This window comes from Pelolinea submarina (assembly GCF_003966975.1).
Lineage (GTDB): Bacteria > Chloroflexota > Anaerolineae > Anaerolineales > Anaerolineaceae > Pelolinea > Pelolinea submarina.
In genome coordinates this window covers 1,231,924-1,252,664 of record NZ_AP018437.1, presented here as the reverse complement: position 1 = coordinate 1,252,664, position 20,741 = coordinate 1,231,924, and the positions used below count along the sequence as shown (strand labels likewise).

General features: G+C 53.5%; 19 protein-coding genes. 11 read left to right on the top strand and 8 right to left on the bottom strand.

What is annotated here, in order from left to right:
• The first annotated feature begins 7 nt into the window (after positions 1-7).
• On the top strand, positions 8-1,033 hold the full coding sequence (locus Pelsub_RS05520) for a glycosyltransferase family 4 protein (RefSeq protein ID WP_116224719.1): 1,026 nt from the start codon (positions 8-10) through the stop codon (positions 1,031-1,033).
• A 22-nt stretch (positions 1,034-1,055) separates the two neighbouring features.
• Here the strand turns inward: Pelsub_RS05520 and Pelsub_RS05515 are convergent, their stop codons facing one another.
• Both Pelsub_RS05515 and Pelsub_RS05510 read right to left on the bottom strand, forming a co-directional pair.
• Positions 1,056-1,571, bottom strand: coding sequence for a phosphoribosyltransferase (locus Pelsub_RS05515; protein WP_116224720.1), 516 nt, complete (start codon positions 1,569-1,571; stop codon positions 1,056-1,058).
• 65 nt (positions 1,572-1,636) lie between these two features.
• Positions 1,637-3,355: a glycosyltransferase family protein gene (locus tag Pelsub_RS05510; protein ID WP_116224721.1), complete on the bottom strand. Its 1,719-nt coding sequence runs from the start codon at positions 3,353-3,355 to the stop codon at positions 1,637-1,639.
• Between the two features lie 84 nt (positions 3,356-3,439).
• Between Pelsub_RS05510 and Pelsub_RS05505 the strand changes: the two genes are divergently transcribed.
• From Pelsub_RS05505 to Pelsub_RS05495, 3 genes are all read left to right on the top strand, one after another.
• A complete protein-coding gene (locus tag Pelsub_RS05505; protein ID WP_116224722.1) occupies positions 3,440-4,735 on the top strand; it encodes an alkaline phosphatase family protein in 1,296 nt (431 codons plus the stop codon).
• A 162-nt stretch (positions 4,736-4,897) separates the two neighbouring features.
• Complete coding sequence (locus Pelsub_RS05500) at positions 4,898-5,350, top strand: Lrp/AsnC family transcriptional regulator (RefSeq protein ID WP_116224723.1); 453 nt, start codon at positions 4,898-4,900, stop codon at positions 5,348-5,350.
• Positions 5,350-5,961, top strand: coding sequence for a LysE family transporter (locus Pelsub_RS05495; RefSeq protein ID WP_116224724.1), 612 nt, complete (start codon positions 5,350-5,352; stop codon positions 5,959-5,961). Before Pelsub_RS05500 ends, Pelsub_RS05495 begins: the two co-directional genes overlap by 1 nt.
• A 97-nt stretch (positions 5,962-6,058) precedes the next feature.
• Here the strand turns inward: Pelsub_RS05495 and Pelsub_RS05490 are convergent, their stop codons facing one another.
• The 6 genes from Pelsub_RS05490 to Pelsub_RS05470 form a co-directional block, all read right to left on the bottom strand.
• Positions 6,059-7,468: a bactofilin family protein gene (locus Pelsub_RS05490; RefSeq protein WP_116224725.1), complete on the bottom strand. Its 1,410-nt coding sequence runs from the start codon at positions 7,466-7,468 to the stop codon at positions 6,059-6,061.
• A 105-nt stretch (positions 7,469-7,573) separates the two neighbouring features.
• The gene (locus Pelsub_RS05485) at positions 7,574-7,903 is read right to left on the bottom strand and encodes a hypothetical protein (protein WP_116224726.1); all 330 of its coding nucleotides are present in this window, start codon (positions 7,901-7,903) and stop codon (positions 7,574-7,576) included.
• Positions 7,900-9,246: an extracellular solute-binding protein gene (locus Pelsub_RS05480; RefSeq protein WP_158674993.1), complete on the bottom strand. Its 1,347-nt coding sequence runs from the start codon at positions 9,244-9,246 to the stop codon at positions 7,900-7,902. Before Pelsub_RS05480 ends, Pelsub_RS05485 begins: the two co-directional genes overlap by 4 nt.
• A gap of 89 nt (positions 9,247-9,335) precedes the next feature.
• Positions 9,336-9,776: a hypothetical protein gene (locus Pelsub_RS15640; protein WP_158674992.1), complete on the bottom strand. Its 441-nt coding sequence runs from the start codon at positions 9,774-9,776 to the stop codon at positions 9,336-9,338.
• Positions 9,777-9,790: 14 nt separating this feature from the next.
• Positions 9,791-10,762, bottom strand: a complete 972-nt coding sequence (locus Pelsub_RS05475) for a VWA domain-containing protein (protein WP_232528618.1) — start codon at positions 10,760-10,762, stop codon at positions 9,791-9,793.
• Positions 10,762-11,862 carry an ATP-binding protein gene (locus Pelsub_RS05470; RefSeq protein ID WP_116224728.1) on the bottom strand — a complete coding sequence of 367 codons (1,101 nt, stop codon included), beginning with the start codon at positions 11,860-11,862 and terminating at the stop codon, positions 10,762-10,764. Before Pelsub_RS05470 ends, Pelsub_RS05475 begins: the two co-directional genes overlap by 1 nt.
• Positions 11,863-12,016: 154 nt before the next feature.
• On the opposite strand from Pelsub_RS05470, the gene Pelsub_RS05465 reads away from it, so the two are divergent.
• The 7 genes from Pelsub_RS05465 to Pelsub_RS05435 all read left to right on the top strand — a co-directional run bounded on the left by Pelsub_RS05465 (position 12,017) and on the right by Pelsub_RS05435 (position 20,731).
• Complete coding sequence (locus tag Pelsub_RS05465; protein ID WP_116224729.1) at positions 12,017-13,135, top strand: hypothetical protein; 1,119 nt, start codon at positions 12,017-12,019, stop codon at positions 13,133-13,135.
• 89 nt (positions 13,136-13,224) lie between these two features.
• Positions 13,225-13,728: a GNAT family N-acetyltransferase gene (locus Pelsub_RS05460; protein ID WP_116224730.1), complete on the top strand. Its 504-nt coding sequence runs from the start codon at positions 13,225-13,227 to the stop codon at positions 13,726-13,728.
• A 21-nt stretch (positions 13,729-13,749) separates the two neighbouring features.
• Positions 13,750-14,730: a magnesium/cobalt transporter CorA gene (gene corA / locus Pelsub_RS05455; protein ID WP_116224731.1), complete on the top strand. Its 981-nt coding sequence runs from the start codon at positions 13,750-13,752 to the stop codon at positions 14,728-14,730.
• Positions 14,731-14,757: 27 nt separating this feature from the next.
• Positions 14,758-15,825, top strand: a complete 1,068-nt coding sequence (locus tag Pelsub_RS05450; protein ID WP_116224732.1) for an NAD(P)H-dependent glycerol-3-phosphate dehydrogenase — start codon at positions 14,758-14,760, stop codon at positions 15,823-15,825.
• 573 nt (positions 15,826-16,398) lie between these two features.
• Complete coding sequence (locus Pelsub_RS05445; RefSeq protein WP_116224733.1) at positions 16,399-17,574, top strand: iron-containing alcohol dehydrogenase; 1,176 nt, start codon at positions 16,399-16,401, stop codon at positions 17,572-17,574.
• Between the two features lie 521 nt (positions 17,575-18,095).
• Positions 18,096-19,796: a ThiF family adenylyltransferase gene (locus Pelsub_RS05440; RefSeq protein ID WP_116224734.1), complete on the top strand. Its 1,701-nt coding sequence runs from the start codon at positions 18,096-18,098 to the stop codon at positions 19,794-19,796.
• The gene (locus Pelsub_RS05435; protein WP_116224735.1) at positions 19,793-20,731 is read left to right on the top strand and encodes an RING finger protein; all 939 of its coding nucleotides are present in this window, start codon (positions 19,793-19,795) and stop codon (positions 20,729-20,731) included. The genes Pelsub_RS05440 and Pelsub_RS05435 overlap by 4 nt, the downstream gene beginning before the upstream one ends.
• Positions 20,732-20,741 lie beyond the last annotated feature (10 nt).

Here is a 20,741-nt window from a genome sequence, read left to right as displayed (position 1 = left end):
TTTTCTATTGACCGAACCTTCGATTTGCATTCTACCCAAGCTCAAAGGCCCCGGCGGGCCATCCTCTTTTCAGGCAAAACTGATCCGCGGCCTGTCCGCTTTGGGCATCGCCGCCCATCACGACCCGCATACCCCCGGCACACAAGCTGTGCTGGTCATCGGCGCAACCCGCCAATTTAACGAACTCTTCTACGCCAAACGCAAGCACATCCGTATCATTCAGCGTTTGGACGGCATGAACTGGCTGCACAAACAACAGACCACCGGCTGGAAACACTATCTGCGATCCGAACGCATGAACCTGCAGCTCTCTTTCATCCGGCGCTGGCTGGCGGATGAGATTGTCTATCAAAGCAATTTCACGCGCGACTGGTGGAATACAGTTTACGGCTCCCTGCGTAAACCCAACCGTGTCATCCATAACGGCGTCGACCTGAACACTTTCAATCCGGAGGGCGAAAACCAGCTGCCCGAGGATTTCATCCGTTTGCTGGTAGTGGAAGGCAGTTTCAAGGGCGGCCATGAGCGCGACCTGTTCAACGCAGTGGAAGCCGCCAACCGCCTTTCCGTAAAATTAAACCGTCAGGTGGAGCTAATGGTGGTCGGGAATGCTCCTCAGTATATGCGCGAACAAGTTGCCAGTATCCAGAAAGCCACCGTGCGCTGGATGGGGCTGGTGCCGCACGAACAGATTCCTGATCTGGACCGCAGCGCGCACTTGCTTTTCCCTGCTGAAATCAACGCCGCCTGCCCCAATTCCGTGGTGGAAGCTTTAGCCAGCGGTTTGCCGGTGGTCAGCTACGCTACCGGTTCTCTGCCTGAATTGATCGGTGAAGACGGCGGCGCAGTCGTTCCCTACGGCAGTAATTACTGGCACCTGGAAGAACCCGAAACAGACCTGCTGGTGGATGCAGCCGTCAAAGTGCTGGACGACCTGCCCGCTTACCGGGCTTCAGCACGCAAGCGCGCTGAAACACACTTTGGTCTGGAACAGATGGTTGCCGATTATAAAGAAGTTCTGTTGGGGGAATAAACCCTTGCCTTACATACCCGGTCTACTGGTCATGCCCGTATAAAAATGCGTGCTCACCGCCGTGCCGGCTTTCCCAGGGATAGACGATATAGGCGTCCGTGGTCGCCGCGAAGAAATCCGGGCGGAAGGTGCCGAAAAGATTACGGTATGGGTTGAAATGCAGCACGCAGGTATAGGGAATGCCGCTGGCGCTTGAAACACGATTTTTCACGGCTGTGATGGTGCGGCCTGACCCCCAAACGTCATCCACAATTAGAATGCGCTTGGCTGCCAACATTTGGTCGCTGGGAAATTGCAGGAATTTCGGCCAGGCGGAAAAACGGCTGCTCTGGCGGGTTGTATTGATTTCGGCTTCCGATGGAAAATCCACCGCGGCTGTCAGGATATGCTCGATTTGAAGCGCAGCGGCCAACAGCCCCCCGGGTACAATCCCACCACGCGTGATTATCACCATGCCGTCAAATTCATGATCGAATTGCGGAAGCAGATGGTCGATCAAAGCATCCACTTCATCCCAGGTTAATCGTTCTCGCCGCATAATATCCTTTAACGTTAAGAGAATTTTATAGATTATACAAAAGTTTTCCTTATTTAGAAAAATACTCAGGGAAGCGTGAAAACCGACTGTCCGTCCAGGGAAACCTGGAATTGCATCCCCAAGGCTTCACAAGCCTGGATGAATTCCTCGGTAAGCGGATAATATTCCTCATCCAACACCACGTAAGTGAGCTGCTGCTCCCGCAGCGCGGCTACACTGGTTTCATCTGGAAAATTAGCCAGCAGTGGGTTCAATTCAAAATAGCGGTTGGATGGGAACGTACGGATCACCCCGATAATGGGTTTCTGGCTGGTAAGCGTGTAATACAGGCTGTATTCCTCATAAGACTGCTTCAAGGGCAGCTGCACCTGCCCGCCATAGGGCTGCTCTGCCAGCCACAGGTCCACCTCACGCGGCTGTACGCGCGAAAGGGAATTGGGTGTAACGTAAAAGTCCAGCAGTACCAAACCGACAGCCGCAACGGCCAGCAGGGATTGCCATCTTGGCCAACGCCGCAGCAGCCAAGCCAGCCCAATGCCAGCCGCGGCGCAATTGAACAGCAACGCAAACACACCTATACGCATCCAAGCCCGCATAATATCGTAAAACGGGATGGTTTTGAAAAAGAAATACCCCGGCAGGTAAATCAGTCCGTCCGGGTTGTTGAAGATGCCGCCCAACCATGAATGCGGGTCGATCCTGACCGGTTGCTCCATCCAGGTCAGATTGGTACCCATTGACAGAATCAAACTGACGAGAAACCCGCTTAGAAATATTTGGAATAGTTTCCTGTGGTTATTCTGCCCGCGCCTGGCAAAACCGATCACGGCCAAAACAGTCAGGGGCAAACCGATATACAGTGTGGCCTCGTTCCATAAATCCCGCGGGAAATGCGCCCACACCCATTTGCCCCATAGAAAATGACGCGTGAAGGGCAGCAGGTAGTCGCTCAACCCCGCCGAAAATTGCATCACGTCCTGCAGGCTGCGCGCTTCTCCGCTGTTGTGCACCAACATATACGGGACAACACCCACAGCCAGAGCCGGAATGGACAGCAGCCCGGCAAAAAGGACCTGCTTCCAGATAGCGCCATTCAGAAACTGCCTGCGCTGCAGGAAGAGGAAATAAATCAGCAGGATTAGGGCGCTGACCACAAAAGTGGTGTAGAGATAATACTGGGAAGTCAACGCAACACCCGACAACCCAATCGCCAGCAGCCAGATATTCCGCGGTGATTTCTCTTCCTCGGTCAGAATGCCCGTAAAGCCCCAAAAGTACAGCGGGAACCACTGGATGGCGGAGATATTCATGTGTCCGGACAGGAAATGCACCATGTGATACGGCAGGAAAGCGTAAGCTGTGCCCGCCAGCAACCCGGCCCATTTGGAACCGGTCAAGTGCTGGACCCAATACGACATGAACAAACCGGCCTGCACGAAAGTCAACAGCATGGAAATGTTAAACCCCAACACCGGTTGGCCGCCCAACGCAAAAGGCAGCGCGAAAGCCAACTGCAGCGGCGCGATCTCGGTGGTCGCCAGGTTGTAGCCATAAGGGAAATTCAGCAAGAAGGAATGAAAAGGCAGCTGCTTCAAATCGAAGATAGCCTGTTTGAACCAGCCGATCTGCCAGATGAAGTACAGGTTATCTCCCAGCCCGCCGTCAATGTGGGTGCTCAAATGTTTATATAAAGGACGGGTAAACGCCAGCGTCAACAACAGAAAATAAAGTATCTGCAGCAACGCCCAAAGCCAGGGGGTGGATTTCTTACGATTCTCAGTCATTTTAGTTTCAACTTGACAGCTATGATTTTAGTATAAAATGAGGCATTCTTACCAATCCAATATCCCGAAAGTTGTGTATATCATATGAGTGTGTTCGAAAAAGCTGCGCAGAAATTACTACCCGCCAACCTCCCCGCGGAATTTCCACTGGACGATGATCAACTGCTGCCGCGCTACGACGGTTTCTCCATCGCCAACATTCCTGCCAGCGTGTGCGCCTGGCTGGGCTGCCCGCTGCCTGGCCGGCAGCCACTGGACATAACGTTGACCAACGGCTTGCGCGCCGAATACCAGCACGTCATCCTGGTGGTGGTGGATGGTTTGGGATTGCATTTCCTATCCGAACACAACCTGGCCGAGACAGCCGATAATCCCCTGCCAGATTGGCAAGCCTTACTGAGAGACGCTCGGCTACAGCCTCTTACCAGCATCGCGCCCAGCACAACCTCCGCCGCGCTGACCACTTTCTGGACCGGCGGGCAGCCGGTCGAACACGGTGTGATCGGCTACGAAGTTTTTTTGCGAGAATATGGCTTGATCGGCAACATGGTCACGCATTCGGTGGCGACTTTTCTTCCGCCGGAACCCGGCAGCCTGGCCAAAGCCGGTTTCGACCCGCGCACCTTTCTGCCGCTGCCCACCTTGGGTGCGCGCTTCAAGGAACACGGCATTCAAGCTTTCGCCTTGCAGCCGGCAGCCATCAACGGCTCCGGCCTATCGCAGATGCTATTGCAGGAGGTCCAATCCCTGCCCTACCAATCGCTGGAAGAGCTGTGGCAGTTGGCCGCGCAGATTCCAGCAGAGAGCAAAGGACAGCGTACCTATACCTACATTTACTTCAGTGAAATAGACACGCTCTCCCACCATACCGGCCCGCAGGACGCGCAGCTGCTGGACAAATGGCGGGAATTCTCCCATCACCTGGCGCGCTTTGTCCAATCTCAAAAAGCGAAAGGCAATGGGCGCACATTGCTGCTGCTCACGGCCGACCATGGCCAGGTACCAACTGTGCTCGAGCCGGACTACGACCTGCGCAACCACCCGGACTTCACCCGTCATTTAATCATGCAGCCCAGCGGCGAAGGCCGCCTGCCCTACCTGTTTATCAAACCCGGGCACGAGGCGCAAATGCAGGCATATCTGCATTCACACTGGGATGGACAATTCCGCGCAGTGCCTTCCGAACAGGTCATCCGCGCCGGATTGTTGGGCAGCCATGCAGCTTACAGCGGCACACTGGAACGCGCCGGGCAGTTCGTCGTCTTTCCCAAGGGAAACGGTTACTGGTGGTGGGTTAATAAAGCCAACTTCTTGTTAGGGCGTCACGGCGGCCTTTCGCGGCAGGAGATGCTGGTACCGTTGGTTACTTTGGAGCTTTAATCCGTCCATCTCTCCCGCAATAACAGCCGCCAATCTTCAAAACCTAATCAAATAAGGTTTTCTCCAGAAATACTTTATTTTTTATTGCTTATTATATTTTATACTTGTAATTTTCTCGTCTTTCTTTTATAATTCCTTTATTCTTTAACAAGGGAAAACATTATGGACCAAATCGACCGATATATTCTGGAAATCCTGCAGGATAACAGCCGGGCAACCGCTTCAGAGATCAGCAAAGGCGTGGAATTATCCATCCCGGCCGTGTCCGAGCGCATCAAAAAAATGGAAGAAAGCGGGATGATCGAGCGCTACAGTATTCGGGTTAACCGTCCAGCTGCCGGTTATCACCTGCTGGCGCTGGTGTTCGTCACAATTGAGAAAACTGGTCAAATTGAAAACTTCAGGAAAACGATCGTTTCTTTTCCGCAGGTATTGGAATGCCACCACATCGCCGGTGATTACGACTATCTGCTCAAACTGCTGCTTCGCGATACATCCGAGCTGGAAGACTTCCTCAGCAGCAAGCTAAAAACCATAGACGGTGTGGCAAGAACCAACACGCAGATCATTCTTTCTACCTTGAAAGATGATCTGAACCGTCCGTTGGAGGGCTGATGGTAGTCAAGGGATTCCGTTTTGGGATGCTGCTGCAAATCGCGATGGGGCCGGTTTGCCTGTTGATCCTGCAAACCGCCATCGCATCCGGCTTCAGCACAGCCGAGAGCGGCGTGTTGGCAGTTGTACTTGTTGACGCGCTGTTTATCTTTGCCGCTATCTGGGGCATAGGGATGCTTTTCAACCGCTTCCCGCAAACCAAAGCAGTTTTAAAGATTTTCGGCGGCATCGTATTAATCCTGTTCGGGTTGAGCAGTATTCTGGGTGTTTATGGCATTTCCTTATTGCCCGGTTTGAACCTAAACGCCCATGCCGACAGCCAGAGCTTCTTTTTTACGATGCTGCTGTTGACCCTTTCCAATCCGCTCACCATTCTGTTTTGGGCCGGTGTGTTCTCCACTAAATTGGCTGAAGAAAACTTCCAGCGCAGTCAGGCTTATGCCTTCGGCAGCGGCGCGGTGCTGTCTACAGCGGTCTTTCTGAGTCTCGTATCTTTCCTGGGCAGCCTGGCAAATGCCTACATTAGTTCCACCTTCATCCAAATCCTCAACTTTATTGTAGGGCTGGTGTTGATTGGATTCGGCTTGTACACCATGCGAAAAAAAGTTTAATCATTTCTCGAACAAACAAAAAAGCTCGCTTCCTTATTCAGAAAAGCGAGCTTTTTTTCTATTGGATCAAGCTGTTTTCGGCTCGATCGTATTCTTGTTATGCCGCTGTCTTACGGTTGCTCCAGGCCAGCCAGAAAGCGCCGGCGCCAATCAAAGTAGCCGCCAGGCCTGCCAACCAACCCAGGACCGGGATGGCGCGGATGAGCACGAACAGGAACACACCCACCAGAAGGTTCAGCCAGACTTTTTCTTCCGCCTGTTTGAAGACGACTTTCATCAGCCACTTGCCAAACATGTAGGAAGCAATAATCTTGCTTGCTGTGAATACTGCGAAGAAGAACAGCAGGAAAGCCAGCATCATGGCCGCGCCGACCAGGCCAAACCAGAAGGGCAGCAATCCGCCCAGGCTGAAGAAGCCGACCACCACACCGATCATGATGAATACCAACGGGACAATGAAAGCCGCCAGGATGCCCACGGCGATGAGCACAAAGCCCCAACCCATGGATTTTACCGGTTCTTGATAAGCAGCGTTCACCAGTTTCATGAAAGGTTTTTTCAACAGCCACAAGGCTAATGCACCTAATGCGAACAGTCTAATTAATGACTGCACCACTGAGAATGCCGTACCCCACACAAAATTCGTTTGATAACCGCGCTGGAAGGGGTGTACATTACCGGAATAAGGTGAACCGTCCTGTTCAACCACACTGGGTACAGGTGTCTGGTAGATAACCGGTCCGGCCGCAATTTCACCCAACTGGCTGGTTTCGTCCACAGAGCTCGTGAAAGTCACCTTACCGCCAATGGAAGCGCCATCCGCGATGTACAATCCGGGTTCCAAAACAGTCTCGACGTATTTGCTGATGTACGGGTTATAGTTCATCCATTCACTGGGTCGGTCGCCTTCGGATACCTCACCCATATTGACTACCGCATCACCCGCCACACTGCCGTTCAACTGCAGCGCAGCCACGTCAGCATTCAGGTTGCGTTCTACCATACCGGAAAGCAGTCCTTGATAGGCACCCACGTACAAATCCCGTCCGATGCTGGAATTCTCAGCCGTCTCCAGGCTGAAACCGCCATAGAACATATTGCGGGCAATTTTGGCGCTGTTTTCAAGATTCATCGCGGAAGAACCGCCAAACACTGAACCTTCCACAGTACCGTTGACCGTAATTTCGGCAGCACCCGTGAACAGGTTGCCGGTGATTACGGCTGTGTCGCTCACCACAATGGTTTCACCGGCCAGGAACGCATCACCGTTGACAGTTCCATTAACCGTTACGGTTTTGCCAGTGGCAAACAGAATACCGTTTACGGTACCGTCCACCACCACATTTTCTCCCGAGAGGAAAACATCGTCATCGATGGTTTGAGATGCCGGAATGGTCTCCCCTTTCGGAAATTCCGCCGCATAGGCTGTACCGACGATTCCAAAAACCATCAGCGCGACCAAGCTGAGCGAGATGAGCAATTTTTTATTAATATGATTACCTGACATTTTTCTCCTTTACATTTGTCAAATCACTTTATATACGTGAGAAAACAAAAAATGGTTGTGCTTTCGCGCAACCATTAATCTATTCTTTTTCCGATTTTGGCAGGTTTATTTCGTTATATCCCGCAGTACCATCACCAATGTTCCAACAACGACTGCGAATAAGATCACGATTGCTCCAAGCAGGATTCCGTTGGTTTGTTCAGGGCTGGCAATCAACTCCGGCGAGAGCGGTGTTGGGTTACCCGAGATGAGCGTTGGTGTGACAGTGGCTACCCCTCTGGATTCCAAATTTCTTGCCCAGGATTCGCTCCACATAACGATGCTCACAAAAGCCAGGATAACGGTAATAAAAATAAAGTTCTGGAAATTTACCCATGAGGGTAATATTTTTCTTAAGCGTTTGCGTATTTCCCGGATTTTATCTTCAATGCTCATTCCATAACCTCGAGACTGTCGATAGCTTTTTTAGCGCTGTCAGCCGGCTGACTTTGATTGGACAGCACTTCTTGAACAGCAGTTTTTATTCCGTTATTGAATGTGGAAACCTGGCCGGTATTGGGTCTCAATTGAGCGGATGCCAATAACTTATTAATGGCGTCTGCAGCCACGCTATTCTCCCAGGTTGTTAAAGAAGAAGGTCGTACCGGTAAGTAGCCTGACTTGGGCGACCATTCGGTTAAGAAATTGGGGTCAACCAGATATTCAATCAACATACCGGCATATTGTTTTTCTAAATCATCCGGCTCCACCAGGCACCATACCCAGCCTTTTGCCAGGGTAATGGGTTCGTCTCCCAGAGTAGGCACTAAAGCCAGTTTTAGATTTTCACTATCTTGTAATTGACGGCTGGCCCAGGTAATCATGCCTTCATCTTCATTAGTTTGGTAATATTCCCAAGCCTGGTCATCGGTTTGTAAATTCAACAGATCGGCCGAGAGCAATCCGGTTTTTAAACCCTGCTGGTATGCCGTTAAAGTCGAAATCAGCGCTTCCGAATCTATAAACGCCTGGCCCTGCGCATCCTGAACAGATCCGCCGGCGGAAAGATATAATGCCAGGGTTGTCTGCACGGAAGGGTCGGCTGCCGGAAAAACCAGTGAATCCAGCTGTACTACGACATCATCCCAACCCGGTTGGACGCTGGTCAGAGAAGCATTCCGATAAACCAATCCCAATGCATCGGAGGCAAACGGCAAACCGTAAGCAGTCCCCTGCACGATACCCATGGACTGGGCAAAACCAAACCAGTCGCTTTCATCAATGGTGGTGGAAATTTCATCGATAGGCTGCAGCAGTCCTTTTTCGGCCGCTTGCTCCAAATCCGTTCGGCTCAACAGCACCAGAGAAGGCAGCGCTTCGGGGGCTACCTGGCTGGCATATAACAGGGTATCCAGAATGTTGCCGGAACCGCTGGCTGCCTTGACGCGGATATCCAGATTAACGATGGGGTTTTGGCTCATGAAGGATTTGAACTGCCCTGTCAGCAATTCTGCCGACTCGGTCTCATTATATGGGCTGAATTGAGGTGGCACCCAAACGGTTAGCTGAATGTTAGAAGGTATTGTGGGTGTGGCAGTAATTTCGGTGGTTTCGGCAGTCGCCTCCAATTCAATAACCTGCGGTGTTGCAGTGGCAACCGATTTAACAGTGGACTCTGCCATAACCGCATCTATAATCGACTGTCCCTGACAGCCGACCAGCAGTGACACAGCCAGAATCAGCCCCGCGACAAACAATCGAAAAATCTGATTAAATTTCGTACTCTTTGGGTTAATCATTTTTCGTTTCATTATTCTACCAACATTCTGCTTTTCATTAATCCGGCTTTGCAAGGAGAAGGATTATACATCCTATTAATACTCAGGGATTATGGTTCCGGGGTACTCGAAGGCGTAAGGGTGTCTGTGGCCGTGTCAACCGGCGCTGTTGTAGCCGTGTTTGCAGGAATGGGCGTGTGCGTAGCCGTTGGCGCAGTTGTCGGAGTTTTGCTTGGTGTAGGTGTCGATGAAGCCGTAAAAGTAGCCGTGGGTGTACGGCTGGGCGGGACCACGTAAGTGATGGTTGGCGTGAAGGTGCGCGTGGCTGTAGCGGTTGAAGGTACAGTGGGCGAGAGAGCCGGCGACGTAAAAGTCGCGGAAAGGGTTTTCGTGAGCGCGTTTATGGCAGTCTCGGTGGGCGTGGCAGTACCTTTCCCCGCAGATGACCTCCATAATAACGCCATGCCAAACAGGTAGCACAACAAGCTGGCTGCGATAATCGTGACCAGGATAACACGCGTGCGATCCATTTGTTTCAGTTTATTCAGCAAAGGTACCTGCCTGTTTAATTTTCACCTTTTCGTAATTCATTACTGGCCTGGCGCACAGCCATGTATAGATGCTCCGCCCGCAAATCCGTAATGGAAAGGCAGGGCGCGTTGAGGTGATTCGCCAAGTCGTTTGCCAGACCCTGATCATAGGTAGCCGATTCCATGTTGATTACGATACTGGGAACATCGCGTTTGGCAATTTCATCCGCAATCTGGTGTGATTCTTCCAATGGCGGGTTGGCTCCCATGGCTACGTTTCCGGCACCGTCCGTAAGCACAATCAGCAGCGGCATCACTTCCGGATGCAGGATCGCTTCGCGCTCCAGGATCTCCTGGGCCAATGCCAGCCCGGCTGAAAGCGGTGTTTTCCCGCCAACCGGGATATTGCTTAGCGCGCGCTGTGCCAGCTGAACGGAATTGGTAGGCGGCATTACCAGTGTAGCACGGTCTTTTTGGAAAACGATCAATCCAACCCGGTCACGGCGCTGGTAGGCATCCGTTAAAAGCGACATAATAGCGCCTTTGGTGGCGCTCATGCGTTCCGCCACCGCCATGGACCAGGAGGCGTCCACAACGAACAAAATCATGTTGGCCGCGCGGCGCACACGCACTTTGCGCATGTAATCGCTGGGCTTGACGTGAAAAGCGACCTCGTATCGGTTTTCTTCTTCTTTACGCTTTTTCTGGAACGGGGCCGCTGCACGAATGGTCGCGTCAAAGGCTAAATCGTTGGTTCTTCCATTAGCCGGGCGGGCCTGGATATAGCGGCCACGCTTGCGGTCGGTCTTGGTGCGCGAACGGCGTCCGCCGTAATTGCGCACGATTTTATCCAAAGGAGTATCCAGACGGCGCGGCGTGAAAGCCTCACCGACCTTTATCTTTTGGCCCCCCTCCCACCAGTTCGCATTGTACTGGTCGAAGATATCCTTGGGGGAAAGAGGGACATCACCTTCCTGTTCCGGAAGGTCACCCGACTCTTCCCCCACTAGACTTTTTTTGAGTTATCTCGGTCGTGGTCCGGTTTTTGGTCATCCTTGGGGGAGGTTTCTTCGCTCTGCCCGCCGATGAGCTGTTCGATCTTCTGGCTAATCTCGTCCGCAGCGATTTCATTCTGCTGGCCGGGGCCGCCCTTCAGACGGTGCGGCAATGCCAGTTCGGCAGCCAGGGCGATATCCAGGTCGTTGATACGCGTGCGGCCTTCCAAAGCGGCATGCGCGCGTGAAGCTTTCAGGATTACCAGGTCGGAACGGTGTCCGTCCACATTCAGTGAAGCGGTCAAGGAAGCAATCGCCAATAAGTTACGGTCGGTATATTCTACTTTTTCGACCAACTTGCGGGCCTGGTCGATGGTTTTGGAGAGTTCTTCTTCCTGCGCCATCCATTCCTGGCGGAACGCTTCGGAATCCTGTTCGAAAGCCAGGTTACGTTCCATGATTTGCACGCGTTCGCGTGCCGTGCGGATACCGTGGATTTCCACGGAAAGCGCAAAGCGGTCCAGCAGCTGCGGGCGCAGTTCGCCCTCTTCGGGGTTCATGGTGCCTACCAGGATAAAGCGGGCCGGGTGGCTGAAGGAAATACCTTCGCGTTCCACAATGTTCATCCCCATCGCAGCAGAATCCAGCAGCACGTCCACCACATGGTCGTCCAGCAGATTGACTTCGTCGATATAGAGAAGACCGCGGTTAGCCGCCGCCAAAATGCCGGCGTCGAAACGGCGCTCGCCTTTTTGAATAGCCGATTCGATATCCAGCGTACCCACCACGCGGTCTTCGGTAGCGGAAACGGGCAGGTCCACGAAGGGCGTGCGGCGCAGTGCGATAGGCAGCTTTTCGCCGCGTTCTACGCGCTCACGGCACTCGGTGCACCAGGTTTCCGGATGGTCCGGGTCGCAGGCAAAGCGGCAGTCTTCTACCACCCGCACCTGCGGCAGCAGGGCAGCCAAAGCACGCGCGGCCGTAGATTTGGCCGTGCCGCGTTCGCCGCGGATCAATACACCACCGATGCGCGGTTCGACCGCGTTTAAAATCAGGGCGCGTTTCATGCGTTCCTGACCGACAATCGCTGTGAAGGGATAAATGACTCTCATTCGACTATGTTCCTTTATTTTTAGGGTTGCCCAGTAAGTTTACCACCACGGCTTAATGCTTACAAAGACATAAATTATTTTTAAAATCTATCTGGTACAGCGGCTGCTTCCTTTATAATAGGTGCAAAATCATGCTCAGTAAGATTTTCCAGCCATGGGCCGAATAAAAAAAGGGCTTTTAATTATTTCAAATTTTACCGGTTTTTTCGCAAAGAATCACTGGATAAACTGGCTCCTGCTGGCAGCCTTTTTCAGTTCGGCATTAACCCCATTCTCCGAACCATCCTCACTCGAGCTGGAAGAGCGCGGTTATACCCGCATTCCCACCGCATCGCAGATTGTGCTAACAGGAGAGGATATTCTGGGCGGACATGGCGTCAGCGTGGTCTATCAAACCCAGGGGCCGCTGGATTATAGCGGCTACCTGCCCTTCCAATACCAGTGCACCGCCGGCGGCTGCTTCCAGTGTATCGAGTTCGTTTTATGGCTCTACGACCGGCAATTGGGCTACCCGTACAAATGGCCGGGCAACATTTGGAGCCCCTACCAGCTTATCGGCGTGGTGCAAACCGCCGCCCAGGTTGCCTATCAGGCAGAAACCGGGTTGCTCTCCACTGAAAGCGCGCAATACAAGCTATACGAACCTTATAGCGACCTGCACTATTATCCCGACGGCAGCGCGACGCCGCCCCAACCCGGCGATATCCTCATTTCGGCTGACGGCGGGCATTCCATGGTGATCAACCGCGCCGGCGGGGACCAACTGGAAATCGTCCAGCAGAACGCCTGGGAAATAACCGCAAACCCGCAGCCATCCGCGCTGGAGATGCGCCAGGTGTACAGTTCCGCCGGTGTCTATTCGGTGCAGAACAGCATGGGTTGGATTCACTCGCCACGCTGGGAGGAGAAGTTCGCGCAAAAGGAAGCCGTACAAGCCTCCGGCGAATCCATCCAATGGACGCGCGCTACATCCGGATTGACTGTCTATCTTTCAGGCGATTATGTCCAAAAATTAGCTGCCGGCCCGTTGGGAGAGACGCCCTATTTGATTGCGCGTAAGCTGGCCAATTCCAGCGCCCTGCAGTTCACCAACCAGGATTACCTCACCTGCGTGCTGCGCCAATTAGCCATTCTGATAAACAGTCACCCGAATCTGGCCGGAGCGGCTGGATTGAATGTCAACATCCCTTATTTCGGCAGCAGCCTTTCCATTCAAACCCCTGGCGCTGACCCTGCCGATTATGTCATCGAAACCTGCGGTTGGGATAGCTAAAATCAGGCAGGTCTGTATATAATCATTGAAAGGGCTTTGTTAAACCCTTCTCCTAAAATCCATATTCATCTTTTATTGTTGAGGAGCATATGCGCGCGTTAAGCTTGATTCAGGAAAATTTTTCAGACGACTATTTTGTTAGCAGCGACCCTTCCAAACTTGATTTGCCTTTCATTCATGACTGGCTAGCCAATGAATCCTATTGGGCGACCGGCATTCCTTTTAAATTATTGGAACGAACCCTGGAAAATTCGTTGTGCTTTGGGGTCTATCAAAACGACGGAACGCAGGTGGGCTTTGGCAGAGTGGTTACCGATTACGCCACTTTTGCCTGGGTAACGGACGTTTTTATTACACCGGAGCAGCGCGGTAAAGGGCTGTCCCGCTTCCTGATGGAGACCATGTTGATGCATCCCGAACTGCGCGTTATCCGGCGCTGGCTGCTGGGAACGGACGAAGCCCACGGCTTGTACCGCAAATTCGGTTTTGTGGATCTGGAACACACGGAAAATTACCTGACCAAGCACCGCGGCCGCATGTACCAGGACGAGCAATACCGCGGCTTGCTGGATGAGTTCCTGCGAGAACTTTAAAGTAAAAGGAAGGGGAACCCCATGCGTATACTGGTAGAAAATGGCCCGCACAGCTTTGAGAATCTTTCACCGACTGATATCGAAAAGACGATGGCCGAACAAACCGGGCTGGTCTGGCTGGACCTCAACGGGGATGGGCTGGACGTTTGCCGGAAGGTAATGGAAGATGTCTTTCACTTTCACCCGCTGGCCGTCGACGACGCCCTGGTGGAAACGCACATTCCCAAGATCGACGATTGGGGCGAGTATTTTTACCTGGCGCTGGAGGGCGTGCATTCCGAGCAGTTGCTGGAAGACATCAATAAGTCGCTCGAGTTGGATGTCTTCATGGGCAAGCGCTACATCGTCACCTACCATCCCCAAACCATCCGCGCTATCGAGGTGGTGTGGGCCAACTGCCAGCGCGACCAGCGCTTGCTGCAGCGCGGCAGCAACTACCTGCTCTACCAAATCATGGATGAGCTGGCTAACGAATACATGCTGCTGATCGACCGCTTGGACGAGCGGGTGGAAGATATTGAGGATCAGGTTATGGAAGAACCCGACTCCGGCCTGCTGCAAGACATATTCAGTATCAAACGCTCCCTGCTCAACATGCGCCGCATCGTCGCGCCACAGCGCGAAGTGCTCAACAAGTTGTCGCGCGGCGATTTCGAGTTGGTCGGACAGAAAGAACGCATGTATTACCGCGACGTGTACGACCACTTGGTGCGCGTGCAGGACATCACCGAGAACCTGCGCGACCTGGTCAGCGGCGCGCTGGATACCTACCTGTCGGTGGTCAACAACCGCCTGAACGACATCATGAAGACACTGACTATCATCACCACCTTATTCATGCCGCTTTCCTTTTTAACGGGGTTCTTCGGTATGAATTTCTTTGAACCCAGCGGGGGTATGCGTAGCTGGACTGACATGCTGCCATTCTTTATCACCCTGGCCGTCATGGTGGGTATGCCTGTGGGTATGTTCCTGTGGATGCGCAAGCGCGCCTGGATGTAAAAACACGAAAGACTGAGGAGAAATATCTTGAAAAAGATCACTGCTGCCATCGTCGGCGCGGGCGTGATGGGCACCGCCACTGCCTGGCCACTGAGCGATAACGGCCACGAAATTCGTCTGGTCGGCACGCACCTGGACCGCGACATCATCCAAAGCTGCAAGGAAAAGAACTTCCACCCGCGCTTGAAGCGCGAGTTACCGCCCAACGTCACACCTTATTACCTGGAAGAGATAGAAACCGCGCTGGAAGGCGTGGATTTCATCCTCAGCGGAGTCAACTCCATGGGCGCGCACTGGATCGGCCAGACCCTGGCGCCTTATCTCAAAGCTGGCGATACGGTCATCGCCGTCACCAAAGGACTGGAAGCCGAACCGGGCGGCAGCTTGCTGATCCTGCCGGAGGTGCTGCGCGCCGAGCTGCCTGCCGGGCTGCGCGAGCAGGTCTCGCTGGCGGCCATCGGCGGCCCCTGCATCGCCGGCGAATTGGCCGGGCGGCGCCAGAGCTGCGTCTTTTTCGGCTCGCGCGAAATCGAAACCGCGCGCTGGCTAGCGGACATCTACCGCACGGATTATTACCACGTGCAGCCCACCAGCGAGATGGTCGCGCTGGAGGTTGCCGTAGCGCTCAAGAATGCCTATGCGCTGGGCGTGGGGCTGGCGGCCGGTATGTTGAAGGCTTCCGGCGGGCCGGACACGGCCGGCGCTTATATGCACAACACCGCCGCGGCCCTGTTTGCACAAGGCGCCACCGAGATCCATCACATATTGACCATGCTGGGCGTGGATGAGCATTTTGCCTATGGGCTGCCGGGCGCCGGCGACCTGTTCGTCACCAGCCGGGGCGGGCGCTCCGTAACGCTGGGCCAGCTGCTGGGTGAAGGCAAAAGCATACAGGAAGCGCGCGCGATCCTGAAAGGCGAAACGTTGGAAGCCGCGTTGGTGATCGAGCAGATGGCTGTGGCGCTGCCCAAACTGGAAGCACGCGGTCTGCTGCGGGCGCAGGATATGCCGCTTATGCATACCCTGATCGACGTGGTGGTGAACGCCCAACCGCTCAGGCTGGACTTTGACGCCATGTTCAGCCAATTGGGATAAAACCCTTCCTTTTATACAGGTATTCCGGCTTTTGCCGCCAAAATTCGCGATTCCGTAAAAGATGTTGCGCAAATACGCCAGTTGGAGTAACATATTTGCGCACTGATGTGAACATTAACAGAGGCAGTGAACCAGATTCTTCCAGGTTAAGACTTTTATAGTTAGCGGTAAGAATATTGTTAGGCCCAAGATGATCTGGCAATAACCGTATTCTTCCCTACCCCTCAAGGGCTGCTCCTCATTTGCGTGGTTGTTATCCATCGAAAAAGCAATCCGCAATCCAATCGACATTTCAACCAAGTTTCCTGTCTGCCTGGAACTTTCATCCATCCGCGGCCCGCGGAAATTCAATCATTTATTACGTGTTCAGGTTTGCCATCGAGATTTTACAAACAAATATAACGGCATTTACTCGGACTGTTCAACAGCGGTCTGTTTTAGGATTAACATTTTTATTGGTAAAAGAAGAAGGTGAATATCGTCGAAACTTAAACAAATACACCGTGCGCAGGCACAATTTGATTTAACAAACAAGATCATGTAAAAATTTTTATAGATAAGAGGATAAACGAAATGTTGAACTTTGAACTTGAATTTCCGACCAAATTGATTTTTGGCAAAGGCAGTGTCGATAAAGTGGGCAAGGAAGTTGCCAAATACGGCAAGAAGGTCCTGATCCACCACGACGGCGGCGACTATTTGAAAGAATTACTCGGCAAGGTAAAAGGCCTGTTGGAAGCCGAAGGCCTGACCGTTTTGGAGTTGGGCGGCGTGGTCCCCAACCCGCGTTACTCGCTCATCCAAAAAGGCGTGGCGCTGTGTCGTAAAGAGAACGTCGACTTCGTGCTGGCCATCGGCGGCGGCAGTGTCATGGACAGCTCCAAGTCCATCGCTTTCTTCACCAAAAACGACGGTGAACTGGCCGACTTCGCCCATTACAAGAAAATGTCCCCGGATTGCCTGCCCCTCGGCACCATCGTCACCATGCCCGGCACCGGCAGCGAAATTTCCAACAACGCAATGGTCGTGGACGACCGCGGCGACACTCTGATCAAATACCCGCTGTTCCAGAACTCCTTCCGCTTCAAGTTCGCGGTCATGGACCCGGAACTGACCTTCTCCCTGCCGCTGAAGCAAACCGTTTCCGGCACCTTCGACATCATCTCGCACACCATGGAACGCTACTTCAACGGCGAGAACCACGTCAACCTGTCCAACCGCCTGTGCGAAGCCAACATGCTGACCATCATGGATGAGATCCGCAAGGTCATCAAGGACCCGCGCAACTATGAAGCGCGCGCCAACCTGTTCCTGGCCGCCATGCTGGGCAACAGCCCCATCATCGAGATGGGCGCCGCCTCCGACTGGGCTGTGCACAACATCGAAAACCCCGTCACCACCAGCTTCCAGAAGACCCACGGCAGCACCCTGGCCATCATCACCCCGGCCTGGATGAAGTACGTTTACAAGCGCGACCTGCCCAAGTACGCTGAGTTCGCCACGCGCGTCATGGGCGTCCCGGCCGACTTCTACGACCTTGAAACCACCGCGCTGCGCGGCATTGAAGCCCTGGAGCAGTTCATCAAAGAGATCGGCCTGCCCACGCGCCTGTCCGAGATCGGCGTGACCGAAGACAGCTTTGAAATGCTGGCCGACCACGCCACCGTCGATATCGGCGTGGAACGCATCGGCATGGTCTCGCAGCTCACCCGCGACGAAGTGCTCGAGATCTACCAGTTGGCGAAATAGCATTTTATAGAAGAAAACGAAGCGCGGCCCCTTTCAACACGGGGCCGCTTTTTTAATTATCAGTTGTGCCATGTAGGTCACGCATTCATGCGTGACGTTTAAACCGGCTTTATCATGCACATCCAATTAATAGGTGATTGCCTAACCAAACATATCGCATTATAGATCACGCGTTCGTCTGTCCCTCCAGAGGGATGGTTGACACAAGGATAAGTTTGTTAGCAATAAATTCTGTCAGGCAAGAATGCCTGACCTACCCGGATTTTTATAGGTCACGCATTCATGCGTGACAAAAAAAATATTCTAAGCAGGATACTGCAAATATTATTCATTTCTTTCAGAATTGAAATACTCGCCAACCTCCGCTGCAATCCCGGGCCGGATATAATTAACCCTTGAAGGAAAACACAATGTGTTTTTCCTACAGATCTGTGATTCTTTATTAATCTATTGACAACCCCAACAAAAACTCCTATACTTTGGTATAGTGGTCTGACCAATATACCAAAAGCGAGGCACCAGTGGACGAAATTCCCCGCAAATCTTTATCTGAAATTGTAGCCGGCAAATTGGCCGCGCAGGTTCTGGACGGAACATACCAGTCCGGCTTCCAGCTGCCGGCCGAGCGTGACCTGATCAAGCTCTTCGGCGTAAGCCGCTCCACCCTGCGTGAAGCGTTGAAAGCGCTGGAAGAGATCAACCTGATCGAGTCGCGCCACGGCGTGGGCTGGTTCATCTCCGAACTGGATGAGCACAACCTGCCGTTGGCCCATCAAATTGCCGAGTTGGCTGAAAACCAGCCTGTGGCCGGGCGCGTGCGTATTTCGCCGGACGATTTTCCCGACGGCCCGCGCCGTCTGCCCTCCAACCCCGAAAAGCCCCTGATTATCCCCAATCTGAAAACCGACCGCCAGGGCACTTTTGAGTTCATTTCCTGGTGGGAGCGTGAAAAGGTGGAAAACGCCAAGGTCATGGTGGTAGGTGCCGGCGCACTGGGCAACGAGGTCATCAAGAACCTGGTGCTGATGGGCATCGGCCACATCTTCATCGTTGATTTCGATACTATCGAGCTGGCCAACCTGTCCCGCTCGGTGCTTTTCCGCGAAAGCGATTCCGGCCGCAAGAAAGCCGAAGTGGCCGCCGCGCGCGCCAAGGAGATCAACCCCAACATTCACGTGCAGTACGTACACGGCGATGTGACCACCGACATCGGTCTGGGTGTTTTCCGGCGCATGGATGTCATCATCGGCTGCCTGGATAACCGCGAAGCCCGGCTGGCCATCAACCGCTTTGCTTACTGGATTGATAAACCCTGGGTGGACGGGGCCATTCAGGAATTCTTCGGTCTGGCGCGCGTGTTTGTGCCCGGCCAGGGTGCCTGCTTCGAATGCAGCCTGACCGAGCAGGCCCGCCGCGACCTTGCGCTGCGCTATTCCTGCCCGCTGCTGGCACGCGAGAACGTGCTGCTGGGCAAGGTGCCCACCACCCCCACCATCGCCTCCATCATCGCCGCCATCCAGTCGCAGGAAGCTCTTAAGCTGCTGCACGGCAAGCCGGTCAAACCCGGCCAGGTGATCCATTTCAATGGCATGACTAATGAAATGCACACCACCGCCTACACGCCGGTGGAGGACTGCGAAAGCCATTGGACCTACGGCGACATCACCGAGCTGCCCCTGCGCGCCGACACCACCACACTGGGCGACCTTCTCAAAATCGCGCGCCGCGACCTGGGTCCGGACGCGGTCATCGAGTTGGACCAGGAATTGGTGCTCTCGCTGAACTGCCCGCAGTGCGGCACACACGAGGAGATTCTGGAACCCATCTCTTCAGTCGGATTCAACCGCGCTCACTGCCCGGCCTGCGGTTTGTTGCGCGAGACGGAACTTTCCCACACCATCACCGGCGAGGAGAATTTCCTCTCCCGCACCCTGGCCAGTCTGGGCGTGCCGGCTCTGCACATCGTACGTGCATTTAATGCCAGCGAATATCGTTTTTATGAACTGAGCGGCGATTTGGAAGATGCGCTGCATTTCAACCATTTTGAGAAACCGGCCTATGAAACCCCGCTCAAACTGAGCGGGCGCATCAAACTGGGCGAAAAAGTTGTCTTGAAAAGCCGTCCCAAGATTAAATTGCATGACCCGGACGTAAAGATCAGCACGCCCGTTGAAAAGGAAGAAAAAATCACTATCAAGGTCAAGGATAAGAAGTCTTCATGAAAGTCCTGAACGCATTCCTGAAATGGCTGGCGCTGCTGGTTTTCAGCATCTCCGCGGCACTGCTGGTGATCATCCTGCTGGCTCCCCGCCCGACCATGGATTATTTTATATTGCGCCTCTGCATACTGGCCGCTGTGGCTTTCATCGGTAGTTTGATCGCGCGGCTTCTGTTCCGCCGCTGGCACGGGGTCCTTTTATTTTTAATCGCATTAATCACCCAGGTGCTGGCCCTGCTGATGGTCGATTATTTTTACGAAAGCCCTTACCGTTTCTCCTTCCTGACCCATGCATTGACCCTGCAAACTCCCAACATCAGCGATGGTGCGCAGGGCATGTTGCTGCTGATCATTTCCCTGCCCACGCTGTTTTTCCTGCGCCGTTCCCGTACGGTAAACAAAGCGGATAAAGTCAATAAACCCGCCAAGGCTTCGCGGGCACAGCAAGCCCCGGCACCCACGCCCGCGCCCCGGCCCGCCGCCCGCGCCCGGACAGCCAAACCCACAATCTCGCTCAGCCAGCGTGTGCAGCCGGTGCTGTCCGCCATAAACCCCGGCAACTGGCAGGTTACGCATACGGTTTCCGATAAGGTAAAAAAGATCGCTTCCAAACCGAAGATCAGTGCGCCCGTCAAGGCGGTGCACATCAACACCGGACCCGCTTCCACCGCGCTTTCAGCGCCGGTCGTGATCAAAGCGCCCAAAAAATCGACGAAGAAAAGTACAGCTGTCAAAACAGCCGCGCCGCGCAAATCCAAAGGCAAGCAGCTGAACGACGTTAAATTGATGGGTGAAGAGGAACATGTCTGCCCGTATTGTCTTGAAAAAGTCGATAAAAGTGAGGAAATCGTGGTCTGTCCCGAATGCGGCACCTGGCATCATAAGGACTGCTGGGACCTGACCGGATCCTGCGGTGTAGCTCACCGGAACGAGCTGTGAAATTATTTTT

Coding starts and splice junctions, on each gene's coding strand:
- Pelsub_RS05515 (WP_116224720.1), bottom strand. CDS start 1,571: ATGCGGCGAGAACGATTAACCTGGGATGAAGTGGATGCTTTGATCGAC.
- Pelsub_RS05510 (WP_116224721.1), bottom strand. CDS start 3,355: ATGACTGAGAATCGTAAGAAATCCACCCCCTGGCTTTGGGCGTTGCTG.
- Pelsub_RS05505 (WP_116224722.1), top strand. CDS start 3,440: ATGAGTGTGTTCGAAAAAGCTGCGCAGAAATTACTACCCGCCAACCTC.
- Pelsub_RS05500 (WP_116224723.1), top strand. CDS start 4,898: ATGGACCAAATCGACCGATATATTCTGGAAATCCTGCAGGATAACAGC.
- Pelsub_RS05495 (WP_116224724.1), top strand. CDS start 5,350: ATGGTAGTCAAGGGATTCCGTTTTGGGATGCTGCTGCAAATCGCGATG.
- Pelsub_RS05490 (WP_116224725.1), bottom strand. CDS start 7,468: ATGTCAGGTAATCATATTAATAAAAAATTGCTCATCTCGCTCAGCTTG.
- Pelsub_RS05485 (WP_116224726.1), bottom strand. CDS start 7,903: ATGAGCATTGAAGATAAAATCCGGGAAATACGCAAACGCTTAAGAAAA.
- Pelsub_RS05480 (WP_158674993.1), bottom strand. CDS start 9,246: ATGATTAACCCAAAGAGTACGAAATTTAATCAGATTTTTCGATTGTTT.
- Pelsub_RS05470 (WP_116224728.1), bottom strand. CDS start 11,862: ATGAGAGTCATTTATCCCTTCACAGCGATTGTCGGTCAGGAACGCATG.
- Pelsub_RS05465 (WP_116224729.1), top strand. CDS start 12,017: ATGGGCCGAATAAAAAAAGGGCTTTTAATTATTTCAAATTTTACCGGT.
- Pelsub_RS05460 (WP_116224730.1), top strand. CDS start 13,225: ATGCGCGCGTTAAGCTTGATTCAGGAAAATTTTTCAGACGACTATTTT.
- corA (WP_116224731.1), top strand. CDS start 13,750: ATGCGTATACTGGTAGAAAATGGCCCGCACAGCTTTGAGAATCTTTCA.
- Pelsub_RS05445 (WP_116224733.1), top strand. CDS start 16,399: ATGTTGAACTTTGAACTTGAATTTCCGACCAAATTGATTTTTGGCAAA.
- Pelsub_RS05435 (WP_116224735.1), top strand. CDS start 19,793: ATGAAAGTCCTGAACGCATTCCTGAAATGGCTGGCGCTGCTGGTTTTC.